Genomic DNA, 23,507 nt, shown 5'->3' on the forward strand with positions numbered 1-23,507 from the left:
TTACTCTGGCGCTTTCAGATAGGCTTTAAACTGCGGCGTCATGTGAACTTCAAAGCTGTCGCCTTTTTTCGTGATCAGGTAGACCGCCAGATGCTCTTTCTCGGCCAGCGCCATGGCTTTTTTCGTGCCCAGCACCATCAGGCCGGTGTCCCAGCCGTCAGCTTCCAGCGCCGTCGGGGCGATCACGGTGGCAGAAACCAGTTTATGGGTAATAGGATGACCGGTCGCGGGATCAATAATGTGTGACAGCCGTTTACCATCCAGCTCGTAATAGTTGCTATAGCTGCCTGACGTGCTGATGCCCATACCCTGCAAGTCGACAATCGCCTGAACGGCGGTCTCTTTGTCGGTCGGTTTCTGAATAGCCACCTGCCAGGGTTTACCTTTAGCATTGTCACCGCGAGAGACCACCGCGCCGCCTACTGACACCAGATAGTTACTGATGCCATTACTTTCAATCAGGCGTGCCAAATGGTCCGTCGCATAACCTTCGCCCACGGTTGATAAGTCAACATACATTCCCGGCAGATCTTTTTGCAGATACTGGCCGTCTCCCTGCTGGATCACCTTCAAATGCTGCAAACCGATCTCCCCGCGCGCCGCGTCGATCTGTGCGTCGGACGGGGTTTTAATCGGTTGTTTTTTCGGCCCAAAACCCCACAGGTTTACCAGTGGCCCGACGGTAATGTCCATTGCACCTGATGTTTTCTGTCCAATACGCAGCGACGTCACGATGGCATCCGCCATACCTGCGCTGATCGGTTGCGGTACGTTGCCCTGATATTGATTGAATTGCGATAACACCGAATCTTCTTTGTAGGTTGAAAGCTGGTGATCATCTTCGGCCAGTTGCGCTTCGATTTGCTGCCGCAGTGCAGCTTCACGGCGGTTATCGACGCCAGCCAGACTGACACGGTAAAACGTCCCCATGGTTTTGCCTTCAATGACCAGTGTGTTGCGGGTTTTTTCCGTGACGTTGTCACAGGAGGCCAGCAGCGTGATACCGACAATGACACAGGTAAGGCGCATGCTCTGTCGAAGGAAGGGATGTTGTGAATCAGGCATAAATAACTCGCTTAGAAATAACCGCTGCGCACCGAAAAGGCGGCATAAAGGGTCTGAACAGTAATGGAACGTACTTAAACCAGGGATCAACAGCGGCCATTGACGGCCATTATCCTCTTATTGCTGGACTATTTTACCTGAATATTGCGCTATCGGCACCGTGATGAAAACGCTCGTGAGTGCCCAGGACTTGCGGCTCAACCCCTTCAAGCAAAAGCCTGTGCAGACTGCCCTCAACCAATAAATCTGATTTTTCCGTATATACTCATTCATTGGGACAGGAAATAATCCGCTGTGGTTATATTAGGTTCCTTAATAAAATTGAGGAGAAATAATGCTGTACCTTGATGATCCCCTGATTGTTTTTACCGACCTCGATGGTTCACTGCTTGACCACCATGATTACAGTTGGACCCCCGCGCAGGCATGGCTTGACCAGCTGGCAGAGCATGATATTCCGGTGATCATTACCACCAGTAAAACCTCGGCGGAAGTCTCGTCATTGCAGCACGCTCTACAGCTTAACCACCTGCCCTTTATTGCTGAAAATGGCGCACTGATTCATTTGCCGGATGAAAATAACGTCGCTCATCACCTGATTGGGACAGATTACGCGCACATCCGTGAGGTGTTGGTGGACCTGCGTAAGCGTTATGATTTTGAATTTCGCGGTTTTGGTGATGTTCAGCCTCAGCAGGTCTCTGACTGGACCGGACTGTCGCTGGCCGACGCAAAACGGGCAATGCAACGGAACGCCTCTGAACCCCTGATCTGGTTTGGCAGCTCACTGGATTTGTCACGCATGGAAAAAATGTTGGCGCAAGAAGGACTGGCGATGACCCGTGGCGGAAGATTCTGGCATGTCATGGGCAAGGATGCCGGAAAAGGCGCCGCAGTGCGCTGGCTAAGTGAGCAGTACCCACAACGACGTGGAAAACCGGCCATAACCTTGGGCCTGGGAGATGGCCCGAATGATATCTCGATGCTTGAAGCGGTGGATTTTGCTGTGGTGATTCGGGGCCATCACAGTCTGGATATTCCGTTAACAAAAGAAGAAGAAAAGGTATTTCGTACGACGCTGTATGGGCCAGAAGGCTGGAGGCAAGGGCTGGATCATTTTATTGCTGTGAAGTGAAATTCAGATTTTCTTAAGGGAAAGCAAACGGAATGGCTGTTGTGGTTTCACTTTGATTCCAATGATTTTACCAAAACTAAAATTGGAGAGTAACGCATGAGCGATTTTTATCAGGATGGTGTCATTACAAATTTCCATAACCTGACTCACCGTAAGACGGAAGAGTTGGAGTATGACCTGCAAGTGTTTTCCGGTCGCCGATCGATGGGGTTGATTCTGCCTTCGCTCTTTTCTGAACTTGAAGGCCCGGCATTGACCAAAATTGTGGATGAGCTGACTAAAGTGCCCTATCTGGAAGAGATTGTGATAGGCCTGGACCGCGCTGACCGCGATCAGTTTTTATTTGCCCGGGAATTTTTCTCCCGTCTGCCACAGCGCCACCGTATTTTATGGAATGATGGCCCGCGGCTGACGGCCCTGGACCAGGAGTTACAGAAGGAAGGGTTATCCCCCATGGAACCCGGCAAAGGACGTAACGTGTGGTTCTGCGTGGGTTACACGTTGGCGTCACGCCGTACCTCGGTCGTTGGATTACACGATTGTGACATTGTCACGTATAGCCGCGATATGCTGGCACGTCTGATGTACCCGGTTGCCAATCCTAACTTCCACTACGATTTCTGTAAGGGCTATTACGCCCGCGTTGCTGACGGCAAATTCAATGGCCGCGTTGGGCGCCTGCTGGTCTTCCCTCTGCTGAAATCTTTGCAAATCGTTTACGGGCATTCTGATTTCCTCGAATACCTGCGTTCTTTCCGCTACCCGCTTTCCGGTGAGTTCGCCATGCGTACGGACGTCTTAAATGATTTGCGCATTCCGAGCGACTGGGGTCTGGAGATTGGCGTGCTGTCAGAGTTGCACCGCAATACCGCCACCAAGCGAATCTGCCAGGTGGATATCGCTGATAACTACGATCACAAGCATCAGCCGATGTCGGAAGAGGATGCCAGCAACGGTTTACAGCGCATGAGTATTGATATTACCAAAGCGCTGTACCGCAAGATGGCCATACTTGGGGTGAATATTACCAGCGAGTCTTTCCGTATTCTCAAAGCCACCTATTACCGCAACGCGCTGGATATGATCGACGCCTTTGAGAATGACGCCAAAATGAACGGTTTGTCGTTTGACCGCCACAGCGAAGAGTCTGCGGTGGAATTATTCTCGGGTGCGATTATGGAAGCCGGTCAGGCCTTTGTGGATACCCCAAGCGAGAAGCCGTTTATTCCGAGCTGGAGCCGTGTGCAATCCGCCTTCCCCGATATGCTGGAACGCCTGCATGACGCGGTAGAACAAGATAATGAGGGTGATGTGTAAAAGAGCACGACAGATCACGCTCAGGTGATGCAAAAATCAAACGGGGCGCTTTTGGCGTCCCGTTCCTTTATCGGAAATTATCAAACCGGGCAAGCTGACGCCAAACGCGTTTATCGAACGGCTTAACAGGACGTGCCGGACCGGTGGGGTTATGAGTCTCCCACCATGATCGGGGAAGACCCATTTTTTACACGGCCGCTTTTTTCCCGGGGAACAGCAGACTGGCGACAATACCCAATGCCAACACGCCCAGCACCACATATAAACTCGCCAGCGCGCTGATGTTATAACCGTGATGCCACAGATGGTCGCTGGAATTCAACGCCAGTTTGGCCGCGACAAAGAACAGCAGGAAAATCACCGATTTTTCCAGATGACGCAGATATTTGCGCAGCGCTTCGAGCACGAAATACATCGTACGCAGCCCCAGTACCGCAAACATCATGGCAGAATAAACAATGAGCGGCTCGCGGCTGACGGCGATCACGGCAGGTACGCTGTCGAATGCAAACATCACGTCAGAAATCTCCACCACCGCGATGCACAGCAGCAGTGGCGTGGCGTAACGGATGCCCTTCTTGACCTGAAAACTGAAGTCTTTGTTCTCAGGTTTCGCCAATTCAGCTTCGATTTGCTCGCTGCTGACCAGAAAGTGCGCCCCAATAAGTTTCGGATAGACCGGAAAGAAACGGCGCACTAAACGGTTGGCGATGTGGTCGGAATAATCCTCCGAAGCGTCATCATCATCCCCGGCGCGCATCATCAAAATAGCCGTCCACAGAATGATCACCGCAAACACCATTTCTACCCATGGGCCGAGTGCCAGCAGGCTGGTGCCGATCACCACAAAAATGCCACGGAATACGATGGCACCGATAACGCCCCAATAAAGAATTCGGTGGCGATAACCGTCCGGTACTTTGAACCACGCGAAAATCGCCATAATCACAAACAGGTTATCAATCGATAAGACTTGCTCGAGGGCATAACCGGTCAGGAACAGGCTGGCAACTTCTTTGCCGTGATGGAAATAGAGGAAACCCGCAAACGCCAGCGACACGAAGATCCAAAAAAGAGTCCAGAGCGAAGCACTCTTCAGGCCAATTGGCTTATGGCTGCGGTGCGCAAAAATGTCGATCAGCAGCGCACATACGGCGATGACAACAAAAACAGCGGTAGTTTCCAGCGGAAAACCCAAAGACTCTGGTGGCATTACATGTCCTGATAAGTAAACAAAAGCTAAACAAGTTTCACATTGTAAGGGGTTGAGCGCGTGTTGGGTATTGAAAGTCGAAAAATGAATTGCTCCGTGTAATAATCGTCGCCGCACCTTTTTGGAGAAAATTTGATGCTGACTTTAGTGAGTGAAACCATTGATACACCGCTCGGTGAACTAGAAATTGTCACCGATCAGCAGGGGCAACTGCGCGCGTTGGAGTGGGCTGATTTTCATCATCGTCTCCTGCAATTACTGGTCCGTCACTACGGTGTCGCGGTTTCACCCAAGGAGATGGGCAGCAAGATTACGTTATCTGGCGCAAAAACCAGTTTCAGCCTTAATCAGGATAGCGTTGATGCTGCCGTTCGTCAGAGGATCCAGGATTATTTCTCTGGGGATTTACATGCCATTGACTCTCTGCCCGTGGCGACCGCCGGGACAGAATTTCAGCGCAGAGTGTGGCAAATGCTGCGCACGATCCCCTGTGGACAAATCATGACATACGGACAAATGGCGGCAAAATTAGACAACCCCGGCGCATCAAGAGCAGTCGGGCTGGCAAACGGTTCGAATCCTATAAGTGTGGTAGTGCCCTGTCACCGGGTGATCGGCAGCAACGGTGCCCTGACCGGCTATGCGGGTGGCGTGGACAGGAAAAAGTGGTTATTGATTCATGAGGGTTATTTGAAAAGTCCACAAAAATCACTTTTTTAATGAATTAAAGTCATTCTAAATCTTATTGATTCTCGATTGGCCTTTTTTGTTGTTCAAGATCAAATAATAATAAAAAAAACCTCTTAAAAATCGGGGTTTTTTATCAATTCGCCCTTTTCGCCTAATTGCCCTACTTATCAATTCCGGCAAAAGATGTTAAAATTGACCCATATCAATATTGCCAGAGTGAATCTTATGATCCCGGAAAAACGTATTATTCGTCGTATCCAATCTGGTGGTTGTGCCATCCACTGCCAGGATTGCAGCATTAGCCAGCTGTGTATTCCTTTCACCCTTAATGAACATGAGCTGGATCAGCTCGATAACATTATCGAAAGGAAGAAGCCGATCCAAAAAGGTCAGGCGCTGTTCAAGGCGGGCGATGAGTTGAAATCCCTGTATGCCATCCGTTCCGGGACCATCAAGAGCTACACCATCACAGAACAGGGTGATGAGCAAATCACCGGTTTTCATCTGGCAGGTGATTTGGTCGGTTTCGATGCCATTGGGGGCTTACAGCACCCAAGTTTTGCTCAGGCACTAGAAACATCAATGGTTTGCGAAATACCGTTCGAAACCCTGGATGACCTCTCCGGTAAAATGCCAAATTTGCGTCAGCAAATTATGCGTTTAATGAGCGGAGAAATAAAAGGCGACCAGGATATGATTCTGCTGTTGTCGAAGAAAAATGCTGAAGAGAGATTGGCGGCATTTATTTACAATCTCTCCCGCCGTTTTGCCGAACGTGGTTTTTCTCAGCGCGAATTCCGCCTGACCATGACCCGTGGCGACATCGGTAATTATCTGGGTTTGACTGTAGAAACCATCAGCCGTTTGTTAGGGCGTTTCCAGAAATCAGAAATGCTGAGCGTTAAAGGCAAATATATTACGATTGAGAATCATGCCTTGCTTTCTCAATTGGCCGGTCAATCCGTCGCCGTTACCGCATAACCCTATTGGTCGGATTTTCAAAAGCAATAATTTGTTGATCCGACTCAATTTCTCCGCTGTCCGATTACTTAATCTTGGTTTACTCTGTACTTAATACACTGAGCTATAACGCTGTTCAATCACAGGTGTTAAGGAGTCCCCCCATGGCTAAGTATCAGAATATTTTGGTCGCAATCGACCCCAATCAGGACGACCAGCCCGCGTTGCGTCGTGCAGTTTATTTGGTCCAGAGAAACGGCGGGCGCATCAAAGCCTTCCTGTCGATTTATGATTTCTCCTATGAAATGACCACAATGCTCTCCCCTGACGAACGGTTAGCCATGCGGCAAAGCGTGATTAACGAGCGTGAGGCGTGGATTGCCGAGCAGTGCCACTACTATGTTGAAGCGGGTATTCCGATTGAAATCAAAGTGGTCTGGCACAATAAACCTTTCGAAGCCATCATTCAGGAAGTCCTCAACGGCCAGCACGATCTGTTACTGAAAATGGCTCATCAGCATGACCGTCTTGAATCTGTGATCTTCACCCCAACCGACTGGAATTTGCTACGCAAATGCCCTTGCCCGGTGTGGATGGTAAAAGACCAGGCATGGCCGGAAAGTGGAAAAGCGCTGGTGGCGGTGAATCTCTCCAGTGAAGAGCCTTATCATGATCCGCTCAATATTAAGCTGGTAAAAGAAACCATTGAGCTGGCCGGGCACGTTAATCAGACTGAAGTGCATCTGGTCGGTGCTTACCCTGTGACTCCCATCAATATCGCCATCGAGTTACCCGACTTTGACCCAAGTGTTTATAACGACGCCATTCGCGGTCAGCATTTAATCGCTATGAAAGCACTGCGGCAAAAATTCCACCTCGACGAAAAATTTACCCACGTAGAAAAAGGCCTGCCTGAAGAGGTGATCCCTGACCTGGCAGAACATCTGCAAGCCGGCGTGGTGGTGATCGGCACGATTGGGCGCACAGGATTATCCGCGGCGTTTCTTGGCAATACCACCGAACAGGTGATCGACCATCTGAAATGTGACCTGCTGGCCATTAAGCCTGATGATTTTGAATGCCCTCTTACGGCGGAAGATGTCGAAGAGCACGACGACGAATAACCGTCGTTATCACGGAATATGCACCCAAAGAAAAAGCCAGTTCATAATGAACTGGCTTTTTTTATCGCGAAGACGCGGTGAACTTTAAACGTAATACGGCGAATTAAAGTGCGCGAAGAATATTCTCTACGCTTTCCTTGGCGTCGCCAAACAACATCTGCGTGTTCTCTTTAAAGAACAGCGGGTTCTGAACGCCAGCGTAACCGGTATTCATTGAACGCTTGAAGACAATCACGTTCTGCGCTTTCCACACTTCCAGCACAGGCATACCGGCGATTGGGCTGCACGGATCTTCCTGGGCGGCCGGGTTAACGGTATCGTTCGCGCCAATCACCAGCACCACATCGGTGTCAGCAAAGTCGTCGTTGATTTCGTCCATTTCCAACACGATGTCATACGGTACGCGCGCTTCTGCCAGCAAGACGTTCATATGACCGGGCAGACGCCCTGCTACCGGATGAATACCGAAGCGGACTTTTATGCCCATCGCACGCAGTTTAGCCGTAATATCCTGCACCGGATATTGTGCCTGTGCGACCGCCATACCGTAGCCGGGAGTGATGATCACGGAGCTGGCACTTTTAAGCATTTCTGCCACATCTTCAGCACTGGCCTCGCGATATTCCCCCATTTCGTCTGCATCACCCGTTGAAGAGCCATCGGTGCCGAAACCGCCTGCAATCACGCTGATAAACGAACGGTTCATCGCTTTACACATGATAAAGGAGAGGATCGCACCGGATGAACCCACCAGAGCACCGGTGACGATCAGCAGGTCGTTGCTGAGCATAAAGCCCGCCGCCGCCGCCGCCCAACCGGAATAGGAGTTCAGCATAGACACCACGACCGGCATGTCTGCACCGCCGATGGATGACACTAAATGCCAGCCGAAGCCAAGAGCAATCAGGGTCATGATCAACAGTGAGAACACCTGCACGCCAACGCTGTCGGTACGAACAAAGGTGATCATCAGGACTAAAGAGGCAATCAACGCCACGAGATTCAATTTATGACGATGCGGCAGTGCCAGCGGCTTGGAAGAAAAAGTGCCGCGCAGTTTGCCGAACGCTACAATTGAACCGGTGAAGGTCACGGCACCAATGAAGATACCGAGGAACACTTCGGTCAGATGGATATTCTCCATCACCCGGTCCATCGGTACTGAGCCGTGATCCAGGTAGCTGTTAAAGCCGACCAGAACCGCTGCCAGACCGACAAAGCTGTGCAGAATAGCGACCAGTTCCGGCATTTGAGTCATTTCGACTTTACGTGCCAGATAGATACCAATCGCACCGCCAATCACCATCGCAATGATGATCCAGCCCACGTTGCCTGAGTCAGGCCCGAGGATGGTGGCAATCAATGCAATGGCCATCCCGGTCACACCGAAAATATTGCCCTGTTTAGATGTTTCGTGTTTTGACAATCCAGCCAGGCTGAATATGAACAGAATAGCGGCAACGATATAGGCTGCTGTAACTAATCCCCCAGACATATGTTATCCCTCAGTTCTTACGAAACATCTTCAGCATGCGCTGAGTGACGGTGAATCCGCCGAAAATATTGATACTGGCAATGAGTACTGCAATAAATGACAAAACGCTAACCCAGCCGCCATGACCAATTTGCAATAATGCGCCAACGACGATAATTCCTGAAATGGCATTGGTGACTGACATCAGCGGCGTATGTAACGCATGACTCACATTCCACACCACGTAGTAACCCACCACGCAAGAGAGCGCGAACACGGTAAAGTGAGACAGGAACTCTTTCGGTGCGACATTCGCCAGCCAGCCAAACAGAATGATGGCCACGGCCATAATGATGTATTTGGTGTAAGGCGAAGAGGGTTTGGCTTCTACTTTTGGCAACGGCTCCGCTTTTTTGGCCTGAGGCTGCGCGGAGACTTGAATCGGTGGCGCAGGCCAGGTCACTTCACCCGCTTTCACTACAGTCACGCCGCGCACCACGGTATCTTCGAAATCGATTTCGATATTGCCGTCTTTCTCTTTGCACAACAGTTTCAGCAGGTTCACCAGGTTAGTGCCATAAAGCTGTGAAGACTGTGTCGGCAGACGGCTTGGCAGATCGGTATAACCGATGATCTTCACGCCGTTGTCTGTCGTTGTGATTTTATCCGCTACGGTCAGTTCGCAGTTACCACCGGTTTGCGCAGCCAGATCGACGATCACGCTGCCGGGTTTCATCGACGCCACCATCTCTTTGGTGATGAGCTTCGGTGCCGGACGGCCTGGAATTAACGCGGTGGTGACAATAATGTCCACTTCAGCCGCTTGTGCAGCAAACAAGGCCATTTCGGCTTTGATGAAGGCTTCAGACATGACTTTCGCATAGCCGTCGCCGCTGCCTGCTTCTTCTTCGAAGTCCAGTTCAAGGAACTCCGCGCCCATACTCTGAACCTGCTCTTTAACTTCAGGGCGGGTATCAAAAGCACGAACAATGGCGCCGAGGCTGCCCGCCGCACCGATGGCGGCCAGACCGGCGACACCGGCACCGATAATCATCACTTTCGCAGGGGGGACTTTACCGGCGGCGGTGATTTGCCCGGTGAAGAAACGGCCGAACTCATGGGCAGCTTCCACAATCGCGCGGTAACCGGCGATGTTCGCCATCGAACTCAGAGCATCTAAAGACTGCGCACGCGAGATGCGAGGAACCGAGTCCATCGCCATTGCCGTAATATTGCGCGCGGCGAGTTGCGAAATAAGCTCTGGATTTTGCGCAGGCCAGATAAAGCTCACTAACGTGGTGCCTGCCTGCAATTTTTGAATTTCATCGCCTTCGGGTGCATTGACCTTAAGCACGATATCGGACTGCCAGACGTCATCTCCGCTGACAATCTCAGCACCCGCTTCCTTATAGGCCGCGTCATCAAAACTGGCCAGTTTCCCGGCACTTTGCTCAATGGCGACCGTGAAGCCGAGTTTTAGCAGCTGTTCTACCGTTTTCGGCGTGGCTGCAACTCTGGCTTCATTGGTCAACCGCTCTCTTGGTACACCAATACGCATAGTATTCCCTTCACCCTTTTCATTGATGATCAGTGTCATCGACATAACATTGCTATTTAAGACCTGTGAATTCTTACCGTACTGAAACTGTTTTATCAGGCCATTTATAACCTACTGAATTTCTAATCAATAATCTACGTATCACAACGATAGTCAGAGAATTAATTAACAATTCAACGCGACAGGTCATAAAGCTGCTGCAAAGCCGGTAAAACACCGACTCAAAAATCTTTTTTTTGAAAGAATTGCCGCATCTATCACTTTGCCCTTCTCACCTTAACCCGTGCGGGATAAGCATAAAAGTTAGAAAATAGTGAATAATTAACATTTATTTCACTACTTGGATTATTCAATAAACTTATATAAGTTATGAATTGAAAAAAAAGTGACACAGCTAGCGGTTACCGACATCGCGATTGACATAAATTACTGAGACACTCGGTATTGTTACATGCAATAATCGGCCGCTAACCTGTTACACATCAAGAATTCAGCACGTTTCAACATTACTGCGCAAGGTGAAAGGATTTTTTATGAAGCTGACCAAAACGATCATCGCATCGGCCCTGTGTTTAACTCTAACGGCTATTTCCGCGTTGTCAGCAGCACAGGCAGCCCAGGAAATCTCCCCAGAAAAAGCAGCCGCCATCAAACCCTTTGATCGCATTGTTGTTTCCGGTCGTTTTAACGCGCTCGGCGATGCGGCTGATGCCGTTTCCCGCCGCGCTGATGCGCTGGGTGCAGATTATTTTTACATTCAAGATACCAATAGCTCAGGTAACAGCGGTAACTGGCGTGTCGTCGCGGACATTTATAAAAAAGATGCGGCCGAAGTCAGCAAGAAAACCACTTACCGTGAAATCAATGGCGTAAAAGAATTACCAAAAGAAGAAGCCTACCTGATCGAGCCTTATGACACCGTGACTGTCAGCGGTTTCTACCGCAGCCAGCCAGATGTTACCGATGCCATCAGTAAAGCAGCGAAAGAGAAAGGGGCCTACTCCTTCTTCATCGTTCGCCAAATTGATGCCAACGGCGGCGGCAATCAATACATCACGGCTTTCATCTATAAGAAAGATGCAGCAAAACGTGTCGTTCAGGATGCGGATGCTATCCCTGCTGATTCTGAAGCCGGTAAAGCAGCATTAGCTGCCGGTGGTGCAGCGGCGAAGAAAGTTGAGATCCCGGGTGTGGCTTCTTCCAGCAGCCCAAGCCGTGACGTGGGTCGCTTCTTTGAAACGCAATCATCTACCGGTCAGCGTTATACCGTGACTGCGACGAATGGCGCGAAGATTCAGGAAGTGAATGACGTGACTGCTGCACAGATGGTGCCGTTTGACTCGATAACGTTCACCGGTCACTTTAACAGCGTGACGGATGTATCGCAGGAAGTCGGTAACCGTGGGGCCGCGAAAGGGGCGAAGTTCTACCACGTGACCCGTCAGTGGCAGAATAAGAGTGGTGGTAACCTGACAGTCAGTGCTGACTTGTTCAAGTAACCCTTTCTCAAGTATGACGTAATAACAAAAGGCAGCCAGTGGCTGCCTTTTTGCTACGTTTTTTCACATGACTAAAACAAATCATAGCGCACTGAAAAAGACGCTAAAATTTAATGCTGCGCGGGCATTTGCAGGATTTGTACCAATAAGATTTCATTACTTTGGGACAACTGAAGCAAATGTTTGCATTCAATTTTTATTGCCGTCAGTTGTTCATCATTCAGGGCGTAGGGCAGATGAATTTCAATGGCATAGAACCCTTGCTGCTCAGCCAGTTCTATCAGACGCACGATATTTGTTTCATCGCTAACCTGAGTAGACACCACCTGAAGCGCCAGTGCCCGTAAACTTTCCTGCTTCGATTTTTCCTGCGAAGTGCGCGACTTGAGAACCATGCCAAAAAACGGCATTACGCCATAAATCGCATCGAGAAAGCTCCAGTGCTTTTTGCACGATGCTGACAAATATTCCATATAGTCAAAAGACGCTTTTTCACTGCGCACATCGGGTACCAGGCGAGTTTCGCTCATCCCCTATTCCTCTCCAGGCCAGTGTTAGCACGGTTAAACGCACGAAGAATGATTAGGATTTTTATAATCTAACCATATATATAACGTTGAGCCTATTCATCTCTATAATGGCATATTTTACTGACACTACGCCAGTCAGTTCAGGCGCTTTAATCATGTGGTTTTCGTCGCATGAAACCATTTCGTTAAGGTACTATTGGGATGTAGTTAAAGCCTGTTTCATTAGGTTAATACCACGTGACTGTTTTGCTTGATTAACAGCCTAAATTGAGAAATTGTTAACTATTGTCTGCTTTTCATCGTTTCTGTCTGTAAAAGGTCGGTAAACTCTGAAAAACTGTCACTTTCTATTATGCATATCTCATCGTTGCCACATAATTTCTTGGGCGACGCTGATCACCGGACTTACAAGCAGCAAGCCAATGAATAAAATCGTTTTTGTGGAAGATGATGCAGAAGTCGGCAACCTGATTGCCGCCTATTTAGGTAAACATGATATTGACGTATTAGTCGAACCCCGCGGTGACACAGCACAGGACCGCATTGCACTGGAAAAACCCGACCTGGTGCTACTCGATATCATGCTCCCCGGTAAAGACGGCATGACATTATGTCGCGATCTCCGCCCAACATATAACGGCCCTATCGTCCTGCTGACCTCGCTCGACAGCGACATGAATCATATTTTGTCATTGGAAATGGGCGCTAACGATTACATTTTGAAAACCACCCCGCCGGCGGTGTTACTCGCCCGCCTGCGCCTGCATCTGCGCCAACACGCGCCGCAATCTGCCGGCGATGATAAACCTGTCAAACCACTACAAGGCGGCAACGCCCTGCACTTCGGCCAGTTGTGTATTGACCCGGTAAACCGCGAAGTCACGCTGGTTGATGAGACGATTATTCTTTCGACATCAGACTTCGATTTGCTGTGGGAACTGGCTACTCACGCCGGGAGAATTATGGATCGCGAGGCGTTACTGCTTAACCTGCGCGGCGTAAGCTACGACGGACTGGATCGCAGTATTGATGTGGCGATATCCCGCCTGCGCCGTAAGCTTTACGACAACGCGCTCGAGCCTTTCCGTATAAAAACCGTGCGCAATAAAGGCTATCTGTTTGCACCGAATGCCTGGGAGAAAGGCGAAGAATGAAAAAGCTGTTCATCCAGTTTTTCCTCCTGTTGCTGGTCTGTTTTCTGGTGATGTCGATGCTCGTCGGCCTGGTGTACAAAGTCACCGCCGAACGCACCGGTCGGCAATCAATGAATGACCTGATGAAAAGCTCGCTCTATTTGATGCGCAGCGAATTACGTGAAATTCCAATTAAAGACTGGAATAAAACCATTAATACGCTAGACCTCAATCTGTCATTTAAATTGCATATTGAACCGCTGGGAAAACGCGTACTGTCCCCTGAGATGGATAAGCGCCTTAAAGACGGTGAAATTATCGCATTGGATGATGAATACACGTTCATTCAACGCGTACCTCGCAGCCATTACGTGTTAGTGGTTGGGCCAATTCCGTACCTATTTTACATGCATGAAATGCGCATTCTGGACCTGTGCCTGATGATGGTCATTGGCCTGTCACTGGCGTTTCCGGTGTTTCTTTGGATGAGCCCGCACTGGAAAGATCTGGTTAAACTGGAAAACTCGGCCCAGCGACTGGGTAATGGCTATCTGGATGAACGCACCAACTTTGACTCCAGTTCCAGTCTTAATCGACTGGGGATTGCGTTCAACCAGATGGCGGACAACATCAACACCCTGATTGCCAGTAAAAAACAGTTGATCGACGGTATCGCCCACGAATTGCGCACTCCGCTGGTCCGGCTGCGTTACCGGTTAGCCATCAGCGAAAATCTACCCGAAGTCGAGCAGCAGGCAATTAACCGCGATATTGGTCAGCTTGAAGCGCTAATTAATGAACTACTGACCTATGCCCGGCTTGACCGCCCACAGGTGGCACTGAATCTGGAAAAAGTTAACCTCGCCGATTGGCTGACCGATAAAGTAGATGACTTCAGTCTGATCAATTCTGACCGGGACATTGCGCTGTCGGTGCCGCAAAATGTTGATTTCGGCGGCGTGGACTTACGCCTGATGGAGCGAGTGTTAGACAACCTGGTGAACAACGCTCTGCGCTACGCCGACAAGCATCTGCGGATCAGCCTGTGGCTGGAAGGTGATGAAGCGAATTTACAGGTGGAAGACGACGGCCCCGGCATTCCGGCAGAAGAGCGTCATCGAATATTTGAGCCTTTTGTTCGTCTTGATCCCAGCCGTGACCGTGCCACTGGCGGTTGTGGCCTCGGCCTGGCGATTGTCCACTCTATCGCCGTTGCCTACCAGGGCCGTGTCAGCGTCGATGCCAGCCCTTCCCTTGGCGGCGCCTGCATCCGTTTCACCTGGCCTGTCAAAGCTGTTTTTAATCTGAATGTAGAACCACGCTAAATCTCAACATCCGAAGGGAGTAAATAATGACAACAGCCTATTCACAACTGCGTAGCACCTTCGCCCGTTTATCCCGCTTCAGCCATTTGTCCGCCATCGCTGGCTGGGACATGGCCGCGATGATGCCGCCTGCCGGGAGTCAGGCCCGTTCAGAAGCGCTGGCCGAACTGAGCGTTCTTTCTCACCAAATCCTCACGGCTAAACAGGTTGGAGAGTGGCTGGAACAGGCAGGAAATGAAGATCTCAATGACGTTGAACAAGCCAATCTGCGGGAGATGCGCCGTCAGTATCAGCAATCGGCCTTATTGCCGGAAAGTCTGGTGCAGGAAAAATCGCTGGCGGGTGCCCGCTGCGAGCATGCATGGCGTATACAGCGTAAAGCCAATGACTGGGAAGGCTTCTCAGAAAACTTGCGAGAAGTGGTACGTCTTAGCCGTCAGGAAGCCAAATTACGGGCCGACGCTGCCGGGATTAGCCGATATGACGCCTTGCTGGACATGTACGAACCGGGTATGACCTCAAAGAAACTGGATGTCCTCTTTGGCGATTTGAAAACCTGGCTGCCACAACTGCTGCAAAACGTGGTGGAAAAACAGAAGTCTGAGTCCTGCATTGCACTGGCCGGGCCTTTTGATATTGAAAAACAGCGTCAGCTGGGCTTGGCAGTCATGGGCCGTCTGGGGTTTAATTTTGACGCCGGTCGTCTGGATGTCAGCGCCCACCCGTTCTGCGGCGGCGTGCCTCAGGATGTCCGCATCACCACCCGTTACAATGAAGATGAATTTCTCAGCGCCATGATGGGTGTGATCCATGAAACCGGTCATGCGCGCTATGAGCAAAACCTGCCTAAAGAGTGGCTTGGTCAGCCAGTATCTAATGCCCGCTCAATGGGCGTGCATGAATCACAAAGCCTGTTATTCGAAATGCAACTCGGTTGTAGCGCGCCTTTCCTGAAATCCGTTTATCCGCTGGTCATCGCCCAGTTCGGTGAGCGCCAGGGGCTGGATGAGAGCAACTTCATCAAACTCAATCAGCGTGTTCAACCAGGCTTTATTCGCGTTGATGCCGATGAAGTCAGCTATCCGGCGCACGTGATTTTGCGTTATGAAATTGAAAAAGCGCTGATCGACGGTGAGATTGAAGTCGACGATATTCCTGCTTTGTGGGGGCACAAAATGAAGGAGTATCTCGGCATTGATACCACCGGCAATTACCGTGATGGCTGCATGCAGGATATTCACTGGACCGACGGCGGGTTTGGCTACTTCCCGACGTACACACTGGGTGCCATGTATGCTGCACAACTGTTCCAGTGCGCCAATAACGCGATCCCTACCCTGCAGGATGATATTGCCCGCGGCGACCTGACCGCCCTGTTCCAGTGGTTGCAGCAAAACATCTGGCAGCACGGCAGCCGCTTCAGCACAGATCACTTGATTAAGAACGCCACTGGCGAAACGTTGAACCCGGCCTATTTCCGCAAGCACCTGGAAAGCCGTTATCTTTAAGTGCGCTGTTGCAAAGCGGGTTTGATTTGAGCGCCCGCTCCCAATAAAGGCCCGAGCAATGGCGGGCCTTTGTTATTTTCTGAATTCATCTCCCTTTCTGCTAAGAATCGTCTCAATAAATCTGTCAGATCCCCCTGTTTCACAAAGATTTTCAGGCTTGCAGAGAGCTAATGTATACAAAGTATTATGTATGTTGTAACTAAATTGGAGATTTATACGGTACATGAGATACTTTATTGAGATTAGTGAATTGATTTTAAAGGATTATAGGGTTTGTACATAAGGTTACACGCCGACACCATTCACTCACTTACAAAGCGTTCTTCCAGGCCTAGTATTCTTCTACCGACCCCGCAGTGGGGTGGACACATAAACAAACATTCTGAGGAATTTAACATGAAAAAAGTATTAGCTCTGGTTGTTGCCGCTGCAATGGGTCTGTCTTCTGTTGCTTTCGCTGCTGAAACTACCGCGACTCCAGCTCCTGCAGCTGCTGCTTCTACTACTGCTGCACCAGCTGCCAAAGCACCTGCTAAGCACGTAGTTAAAAAAGCAAACAAGAAACCAGCTCAGAAAGCTCAGGCTGCCAAGAAACACAAAAAACACGCTAAGAAAGCAGCCGCTCCAGCTGCACAGAAAGCACAGGCTGCTAAAAAACCTGTGAAACAAGTTAAAAAAGCAGCGCCAGTAGCTCAGAAAGCTCAGGCTGCTAAAAAACACGTGAAACATGCTAAAAAAGCTGCACCAGTAGCTCAGAAAGCTCAGGCCGCTAAAAAACACGTGAAACACGCTAAAAAAGCTGCACCAGCTGCAAAAGCAACTCCAGCAGCATAAGTAAAACGTCTTAGTGAGGGTATCTCCTCACCGCTTTAAAGACTGATTATCTAACACCCGGTTCGCCGGGTGTTTTTTTCTCCAGTTTTAATCTTGAGGTATTGATGGAAGATGCTGCGCCGATACCTGTTTGAAATCACCCTGAGCGCCCTGATCCTCTGTGGCCTTATCACTTTGTTCTTCTATTTATAAATCATCCGTTCCACACCACGTTTTTTCGAATAAAGCGTTCTAAAGATTGCGAAAATCAGCACGATATCTACGTCGAATGTTGCAAGCATCTAAAATCACTCCATAATTAACGATTCAAGGGATTTCCCTGTCTTCAAGGTCAGAATGTTATGCGCATCGCGTTACCTTATGTTTTGTGCTTTTTCTGTTTCGCCCTTCCCTCTGCTCATGCCGATGTTCCTGAGCCGGATTCCGACGCACCCGTTATTAGCCTAAAAGAAAAAACAGCGCTGTTTTTTGGTCATGACCAACGGACACCCGTTGCCGATGCCCGCCAGTGGCCATGGCAAGCGATTGGTCAGATAGAGACTCAAAGTGGAAATTTATGTACTGCGACATTGATTTCAAAACATCTTGTACTGACGGCCGGTCACTGCGTGCTGGCGCCTCCAGGCAAGATTGATAAAGTCGTGGCCCTGCGCTTTATTTCTCACCATCAAAAATGGCGCTATCAGGTGACGGCGCTGGAAACCTTAGTTGACCCGAAACTCGGTAAAAAACTTAAAGCAGACGGTGACGGTTGGATTGTTCCACCCAAAGCCGCCCCCTTTGATTTTGCGCTGGTCCGTCTGACCGATACCAATATTGCCTTGCCGATCACCCCGCTTCCTCTCTGGGAAGGCAGTCGTGATGAGCTGACCGCGGCGTTAAAACAGAATGGCAGGAAAGTGACTCAGTCGGGATATCCAGAAGATCATCTGGATGATTTGTACAACCATCAGGATTGTTTAGTCACCGGATGGGCACAACCGGGCGTGCTTTCACACCGTTGCGATACGCTGCCGGGCGACAGCGGTTCACCGTTGTTACTGAAAACTGGCGATAAATGGTCACTGATTGCCATTCAGAGTTCGGCGCCTGCAGCCCAGGACCGCAATCTGGCAGACAACCGCGCCCTCGCAGTTCCATCGATTCGCGATGCCCTCAATAAGCTTTCCTCTGGCGTGGTGAGTGCCAGCGAGGTAAAAACGACACCTTAGAGACAAACTAGCGTGAAAAGCCCTAAACCTCTATAAGAGGTCTGGGGCTTTTTGGGGCAGAATTTAAACCTGACTCATTACGCTAATTGCTCCATGGTCTGCAAAATACGCTTATCTGAAATCGGGTATGGCGTTCCCAATTGCTGCGCAAAGTAACTCACGCGCAACTCTTCAATCATCCAGCGAACTTCTTTCACTTCTTCACTTTGCTGGCGCACAGGCGGCAATTTATTCAACCACTGTTGCCACATTTTCTGTACATGCTCGACCTTCAGCATCTGCGCACGATCGCGGTGAGGGTCAACCGGCAGTTTATCCATGCGCTTTTCGATAGCATTGAGATAACGCAGCGTGTCCGGCAAGCGTTTCCAGCCATTTTGCGTCACAAATCCGCGATAAATCAGCCCGGACATCTGGCTCTTAATGTCAGACAGTGCCAGCGCCATGGTCATATCAATCCGGCCTTTCAGGCGCTTATTGATACTGAATACCGCCGTCAGAATTTGCTCAACCTGTACTGCAATCTGCACTACGGCTTCATTAAGGTGCCCACGAACATGTTCATGCAGGCGGGCAAACGCTTCCTCTTTCCACACCAGTCCGCCGCTTTGCGCGATAAGCTTGTCAATCCCGCAGGCGATGCAGTCGTCAATGAGATCCAGTACTTTGCCGTACGGGTTAAAGTAGAGCCCGAGTTTAGCTTTATTGGGCAGTTTTTCATGCAGGTACTTGATAGGTGATGGAATATTCAGCAGTAACAGGCGGCGAAGCCCCGCCCGCATGGCCTGCTGCTGCTCGAGTTCGCTGTCGAACAAACGGATAGCGATACTGTCTTTGGTATCAACCAGCGCCGGATAGGCTTTCACTTCATAGCCACCGCGCTTTTGTTCATACTTCTCCGGCAGCGTGCCGAAGCTCCAGACATGTAAATCGCTCTGCTCGATACCGTCGTCAGCCACCGCAGACAGCGTCTGTTGTACCTGTTCCTTCAGACCCGCCTTCAGTACCGTCAGATCTTTGCCTTCACGCAGCGTCTTGTTTTTGTCATCCAGAATACGGAATGTCATTTTAAGATGATCAGGTACCTGCTCAAGTTGCCACTCATCGCGTGACACCGTCACGCCACTCATCTTACGCAGTTCGCGCTCCATGGCTTCCAGCAGCGGTAATTCAAAGGGCTTAATACGACCGAGCAAAGCGTCAGCGTAATTGGGTGCCGGCACGAAGTTACGGCGGACCGGTTTTGGTAACGACTTAATCAATGCCATGATCAATTCACGGCGAATGCCCGGAATTTGCCAGTCAAACCCCTCTTCACTCACCTGATTCAGCAGCGGCAACGGAATGTGTACCGTGACACCATCAGCGTCAGTACCCGGCTCGAACTGATAGGTCACGCGCAGTTTAATGTTGCCCTGATGCCAGAAATTCGGGTAATCGAGCGCGCTGATATTACCCGCCCCCTCTTTGATCAACATGCTTTTTTCGAAATTCAGGCTGTCTTGTGGCTGGGTTTTCCACCAGGTATCAAAATGTCGCCCTGACACCACCTCCTGACCGATACGCTGTTCGTAAAACAGGAATAGCGTCTCTTCGTCCACCAGAATATCGCGGCGACGGGACTTGTGCTCCAGCTCTTCAACTTCAGTACGGAGTCGCAAATTGGCGCGGAAGAACGCATGACGCGTCTGCCAGTCCCCCTCCACCAACGCATGACGAATAAACAGATCACGGGACACCACGGGGTCGATAGTGCCGTAATTGACTTTACGGGCCGCCACAATCGGCAGGCCAAACAGGCTGACTTTTTCGGTCGCCATCACCGCGCCCTGTGCTTTTTCCCAGTGCGGTTCGCTGTAACTGCTTTTCACCAAATGTTGAGCCAGTGGCTCAATCCATTCAGGTTCTATACGGGCGCCAATGCGGCCCCACAGGCGGCTGGTTTCCACCAGCTCAGCAACCATGATCCATTTCGGCGGTTTTTTGAATAAACCAGAGCCTGGAAATATCGCAAAGCGCGCATTTCTCGCACCGGTATATTCGTGTTTATCGACGTCTTTTTGGCCGATGTGCGACAGCAGCCCGGTCAGTAACGCGCAGTGAATACTGCGGTAATCCGCCGGTTCGCTGTTGACCGGCAGACCGAGCTCTTTTACCACCTGACGCAGCTGGGTGTAGATATCCTGCCATTCGCGCACACGCAGATAGTTGAGGTAATCACTGCGGCACATCTTGCGGAACTGCGCAGAAGTGAGTTCTTTCTGCTGCTCTTTCAGGTAATCCCACAGGTTCACAAACGCCTGGAAATCCGAGTCTTTATCGGCAAAGCGGCGGTGTTTTTCGTCCGACGCCTGCTTTTTGTCTGCCGGACGTTCACGTGGGTCCTGAATCGACAGCGCGGCGGTGATGATCATCACTTCGCGCACGCAGCCATTTTTACGCGCCTCCAGCACCATACGGGCCAGACGCGGATCCACCGGCAACTGAGCCAACTGGCGACCTGATGGCGTCAGTGTATAGCGGCCATCCTGCGCATTGTTAATCGCTCCCAGCTCTTCCAGCAGCTTTACGCCATCTTGGATATTGCGGTTATCCGGCGCTTCCACAAACGGGAAGGCGGCAATGTCGCCGAGCCCCAGCGAGGTCATCTGCAAAATGACCGAAGCTAAGTTAGTACGCAGAATTTCCGGGTCGGTAAATTCCGGGCGTGAGAGGAAATCCATCTCGGAGTAAAGGCGGATACAGATGCCTTCCGAGACGCGTCCGCAACGCCCTTTACGCTGATTAGCAGAGGCTTGCGATACCGGCTCGATGGGCAGACGCTGCACTTTGGTACGGAAACTGTAGCGGCTGATGCGCGCCGTACCCGGATCGATAACATATTTGATGCCCGGTACGGTCAGCGAGGTTTCCGCCACGTTAGTTGCCAACACGATACGGCGGCCAGCATGCGACTGGAACACGCGGTTTTGTTCGCTGTTGGACAAACGCGCGTACAGCGGGAGGATTTCGGTATGCGGTAAGTCAAGCTTGGTGAGCGCATCGGCGGTATCACGAATCTCACGCTCACCACTCATAAAGATCAGAATATCTCCGGCACTTTCGCGGCCCAGTTCGTCCACAGCATCAAAAATGGCCTGCAGTTGGTCGCGATCGGTATCGTCAGCATCATCCACCACCGGGCGATAGCGCACATCCACCGGATAGGTGCGCCCGGAGACTTCAATGATCGGCGCATTGTTGAAATGTTTAGAAAACCGCTGCGGGTCGATGGTGGCCGAGGTAATAATCACTTTCAGATCAGGGCGCTTGGGCAGCAACTGACGCAAATAACCGAGAATAAAGTCAATATTCAGGCTGCGTTCGTGCGCTTCATCGATGATCAGCGTGTCATATTGCATCAACATGCGATCCTGTTGGATCTCCGCCAGCAAGATGCCGTCGGTCATCAGTTTCACCAAGGTGGTTTCGCTGACCTGATCGTTAAACCGCACTTTATAACCGACCGTGCCGCCGAGTGAGGTTTCCAGCTCATCGGCAATACGATTGGCCACGGTGCGAGCCGCTAAACGACGCGGCTGAGTATGACCAATCAGGCCAGTGATACCCCGGCCCAGCTCCATACAGATTTTCGGGATCTGCGTGGTTTTGCCCGAACCGGTTTCGCCCGCGATAATCACCACCTGATGATCACGGATGGCATTGAAGATGTCGTCTTTCTTCTGACTGACCGGCAGATTTTCGGGATAACTGATTTTTGGCCGTGATGCTTCACGCGCCCTGACCTTTTGCAGGCTTTGCGCAATCAAAGGTTCGAGTTCAGCGGTGAGTTTTTCCAGCGCCTGCGGATCCTGATTGGGTTTATTAAACAGCGCCTTGGCACCCTGCAAACGTCGTTGCAGGCGTTGTCGGTCACGTAGCATCAGCCCGTCTAGTTGCGCTGACAGTGCCGCGAGCGGAGATTTCACGTTCGGTATTCCTTGTTGCAAGTCAAACGACCAGAGCAGAAAGGCGCTCTGTCGGCTGAATTTGAAATGGTTTTAGGCGGGTTACAACATGCCTGTAGACCAATATGTTACCACAAGCTGTTGGGGATGCTGAAAAGTGGGCAGCCTGTAAAAGAACTGTTTTCCACTCGTTCAAATAATTCGAACGTAGCCCTCGAATTATTGCGCTATCACTGAATGACATTAGTGAATAAAGTGGGTTCCATTCACAGGGCATCCGCTCTTGCAACGCACTCAGTTAAGGATTTTCACATGAGCAAAGTACTGGTTCTGAAATCAAGTATTCTGGCGAACTTCTCTCAATCAAACCAACTGACCGACTATTTTGTCGCACAATATCAGGCCGCCCACAGCGGTGCACAGGTGACCGTACGTGACCTGGCAGCAGACCCAATCCCGGTTCTCGATGGTGAGCTGGTTGGCGCGCTGCGTCCTTCTGATGCTGCACTGACTCCGCGTCAGGAAGAAGCGCTGGCACTGTCCAATACCCTGATTGAAGAATTACAAGCTCATGACGTGATTGTTATCGCTGCGCCAATGTACAACTTCAATATCCCAACGCAGTTGAAAAACTACTTTGACCTGGTAGCCCGTGCCGGTGTGACGTTCAAATACACCGAAAAAGGTCCTGAAGGTCTGGTGAAAGGCAAACAGGTTATCGTTCTGACCAGCCGTGGTGGTATCCATAAAGACACCCCTACAGACCTGGTTGCACCGTACCTGTCTCTGTTCCTGGGTTTCCTGGGCATGACCGATGTAGAATTCATCTTTGCTGAAGGCATCGCTTACGGTCCAGAAGTGGCGACCAAAGCACAGGCAGCAGCAAAAGAAGCTATCGACGCCGCCATCAAACAAGTGGCTGCCGCGTAATTATCACATTCAGGAAAGATTATTACCCTCAAAATCTGTTGTCTAAGGTCCTTC

18 protein-coding genes are annotated in these 23,507 nt (G+C 50.5%); 12 read left to right on the forward strand and 6 right to left on the reverse strand.

Annotated features, from left to right (window positions below; translation table 11 throughout):
• Positions 1-1,029 carry an FAD:protein FMN transferase ApbE gene (gene apbE / locus EAH77_RS16735; RefSeq protein ID WP_140474089.1) on the reverse strand — a complete coding sequence of 343 codons (1,029 nt, stop codon included), beginning with the start codon at positions 1,027-1,029 and terminating at the stop codon, positions 1-3.
• Between the two features lie 370 nt (positions 1,030-1,399).
• Here apbE and EAH77_RS16740 point away from each other — a divergent pair, with 370 nt between their 5' ends.
• Positions 1,400-2,200, forward strand: a complete 801-nt coding sequence (locus EAH77_RS16740) for a mannosyl-3-phosphoglycerate phosphatase-related protein (protein WP_140473948.1) — start codon at positions 1,400-1,402, stop codon at positions 2,198-2,200.
• 96 nt (positions 2,201-2,296) lie between these two features.
• Complete coding sequence (locus EAH77_RS16745; RefSeq protein ID WP_140473949.1) at positions 2,297-3,517, forward strand: glycosyl transferase; 1,221 nt, start codon at positions 2,297-2,299, stop codon at positions 3,515-3,517.
• A gap of 187 nt (positions 3,518-3,704) precedes the next feature.
• On the opposite strand, the gene EAH77_RS16750 is transcribed toward EAH77_RS16745, so the two are convergent.
• Complete coding sequence (locus tag EAH77_RS16750) at positions 3,705-4,730, reverse strand: TerC/Alx family metal homeostasis membrane protein (protein ID WP_140473950.1); 1,026 nt, start codon at positions 4,728-4,730, stop codon at positions 3,705-3,707.
• A 135-nt stretch (positions 4,731-4,865) separates the two neighbouring features.
• Here EAH77_RS16750 and ogt point away from each other — a divergent pair, with 135 nt between their 5' ends.
• The 3 genes from ogt (at position 4,866) to uspE (ending at position 7,504) form a co-directional block, all read left to right on the forward strand.
• Positions 4,866-5,450 (forward strand): methylated-DNA--[protein]-cysteine S-methyltransferase, encoded by a 585-nt coding sequence (gene ogt / locus EAH77_RS16755; protein WP_140473951.1) that lies wholly within the window; start codon positions 4,866-4,868, stop codon positions 5,448-5,450.
• Between the two features lie 195 nt (positions 5,451-5,645).
• Positions 5,646-6,401 (forward strand): FNR family transcription factor, encoded by a 756-nt coding sequence (locus EAH77_RS16760; RefSeq protein ID WP_140474090.1) that lies wholly within the window; start codon positions 5,646-5,648, stop codon positions 6,399-6,401.
• A 143-nt stretch (positions 6,402-6,544) separates the two neighbouring features.
• Positions 6,545-7,504: a universal stress protein UspE gene (uspE, locus tag EAH77_RS16765; protein WP_140473952.1), complete on the forward strand. Its 960-nt coding sequence runs from the start codon at positions 6,545-6,547 to the stop codon at positions 7,502-7,504.
• A 103-nt stretch (positions 7,505-7,607) separates the two neighbouring features.
• Here the strand turns inward: uspE and pntB are convergent, their stop codons facing one another.
• Positions 7,608-8,999 carry a Re/Si-specific NAD(P)(+) transhydrogenase subunit beta gene (pntB, locus tag EAH77_RS16770; RefSeq protein ID WP_140473953.1) on the reverse strand — a complete coding sequence of 464 codons (1,392 nt, stop codon included), beginning with the start codon at positions 8,997-8,999 and terminating at the stop codon, positions 7,608-7,610.
• Positions 9,000-9,009: 10 nt separating this feature from the next.
• On the reverse strand, positions 9,010-10,536 hold the full coding sequence (gene pntA / locus EAH77_RS16775) for a Re/Si-specific NAD(P)(+) transhydrogenase subunit alpha (protein ID WP_140474091.1): 1,527 nt from the start codon (positions 10,534-10,536) through the stop codon (positions 9,010-9,012).
• Positions 10,537-11,069: 533 nt separating this feature from the next.
• Here pntA and ydgH point away from each other — a divergent pair.
• On the forward strand, positions 11,070-12,035 hold the full coding sequence (gene ydgH / locus EAH77_RS16780; RefSeq protein WP_140473954.1) for a DUF1471 family protein YdgH: 966 nt from the start codon (positions 11,070-11,072) through the stop codon (positions 12,033-12,035).
• Between the two features lie 110 nt (positions 12,036-12,145).
• Here ydgH and EAH77_RS16785 read toward each other — a convergent pair whose 3' ends face one another.
• Entirely contained in the window at positions 12,146-12,565 is a 420-nt protein-coding gene (locus EAH77_RS16785) for a hypothetical protein (protein WP_140473955.1), read from the reverse strand.
• A gap of 422 nt (positions 12,566-12,987) precedes the next feature.
• Between EAH77_RS16785 and rstA the strand changes: the two genes are divergently transcribed.
• The 5 genes from rstA (at position 12,988) to EAH77_RS16810 (ending at position 18,576) form a co-directional block, all read left to right on the forward strand.
• On the forward strand, positions 12,988-13,719 hold the full coding sequence (rstA, locus tag EAH77_RS16790; RefSeq protein ID WP_140473956.1) for a two-component system response regulator RstA: 732 nt from the start codon (positions 12,988-12,990) through the stop codon (positions 13,717-13,719).
• Positions 13,716-15,023, forward strand: coding sequence for a two-component system sensor histidine kinase RstB (rstB, locus tag EAH77_RS16795; protein ID WP_140473957.1), 1,308 nt, complete (start codon positions 13,716-13,718; stop codon positions 15,021-15,023). Before rstA ends, rstB begins: the two co-directional genes overlap by 4 nt.
• A 26-nt stretch (positions 15,024-15,049) precedes the next feature.
• Positions 15,050-16,531: a carboxypeptidase M32 gene (locus EAH77_RS16800; protein ID WP_140473958.1), complete on the forward strand. Its 1,482-nt coding sequence runs from the start codon at positions 15,050-15,052 to the stop codon at positions 16,529-16,531.
• Between the two features lie 396 nt (positions 16,532-16,927).
• Positions 16,928-17,365: an acid resistance repetitive basic protein Asr gene (asr, locus tag EAH77_RS16805; RefSeq protein WP_140473959.1), complete on the forward strand. Its 438-nt coding sequence runs from the start codon at positions 16,928-16,930 to the stop codon at positions 17,363-17,365.
• Positions 17,366-17,706: 341 nt separating this feature from the next.
• The gene (locus EAH77_RS16810; RefSeq protein WP_140473960.1) at positions 17,707-18,576 is read left to right on the forward strand and encodes a trypsin-like serine peptidase; all 870 of its coding nucleotides are present in this window, start codon (positions 17,707-17,709) and stop codon (positions 18,574-18,576) included.
• A gap of 77 nt (positions 18,577-18,653) precedes the next feature.
• Here the strand turns inward: EAH77_RS16810 and hrpA are convergent, their stop codons facing one another.
• Complete coding sequence (hrpA, locus tag EAH77_RS16815) at positions 18,654-22,544, reverse strand: ATP-dependent RNA helicase HrpA (protein WP_140473961.1); 3,891 nt, start codon at positions 22,542-22,544, stop codon at positions 18,654-18,656.
• A 291-nt stretch (positions 22,545-22,835) separates the two neighbouring features.
• Between hrpA and EAH77_RS16820 the strand changes: the two genes are divergently transcribed.
• A complete protein-coding gene (locus EAH77_RS16820) occupies positions 22,836-23,453 on the forward strand; it encodes an FMN-dependent NADH-azoreductase (RefSeq protein WP_140473962.1) in 618 nt (205 codons plus the stop codon).
• The last annotated feature ends 54 nt before the right edge of the window (positions 23,454-23,507 follow it).

The organism is Ewingella americana, assembly GCF_006438725.1.
Classification (GTDB): domain Bacteria; phylum Pseudomonadota; class Gammaproteobacteria; order Enterobacterales; family Enterobacteriaceae; genus Ewingella; species Ewingella americana_A.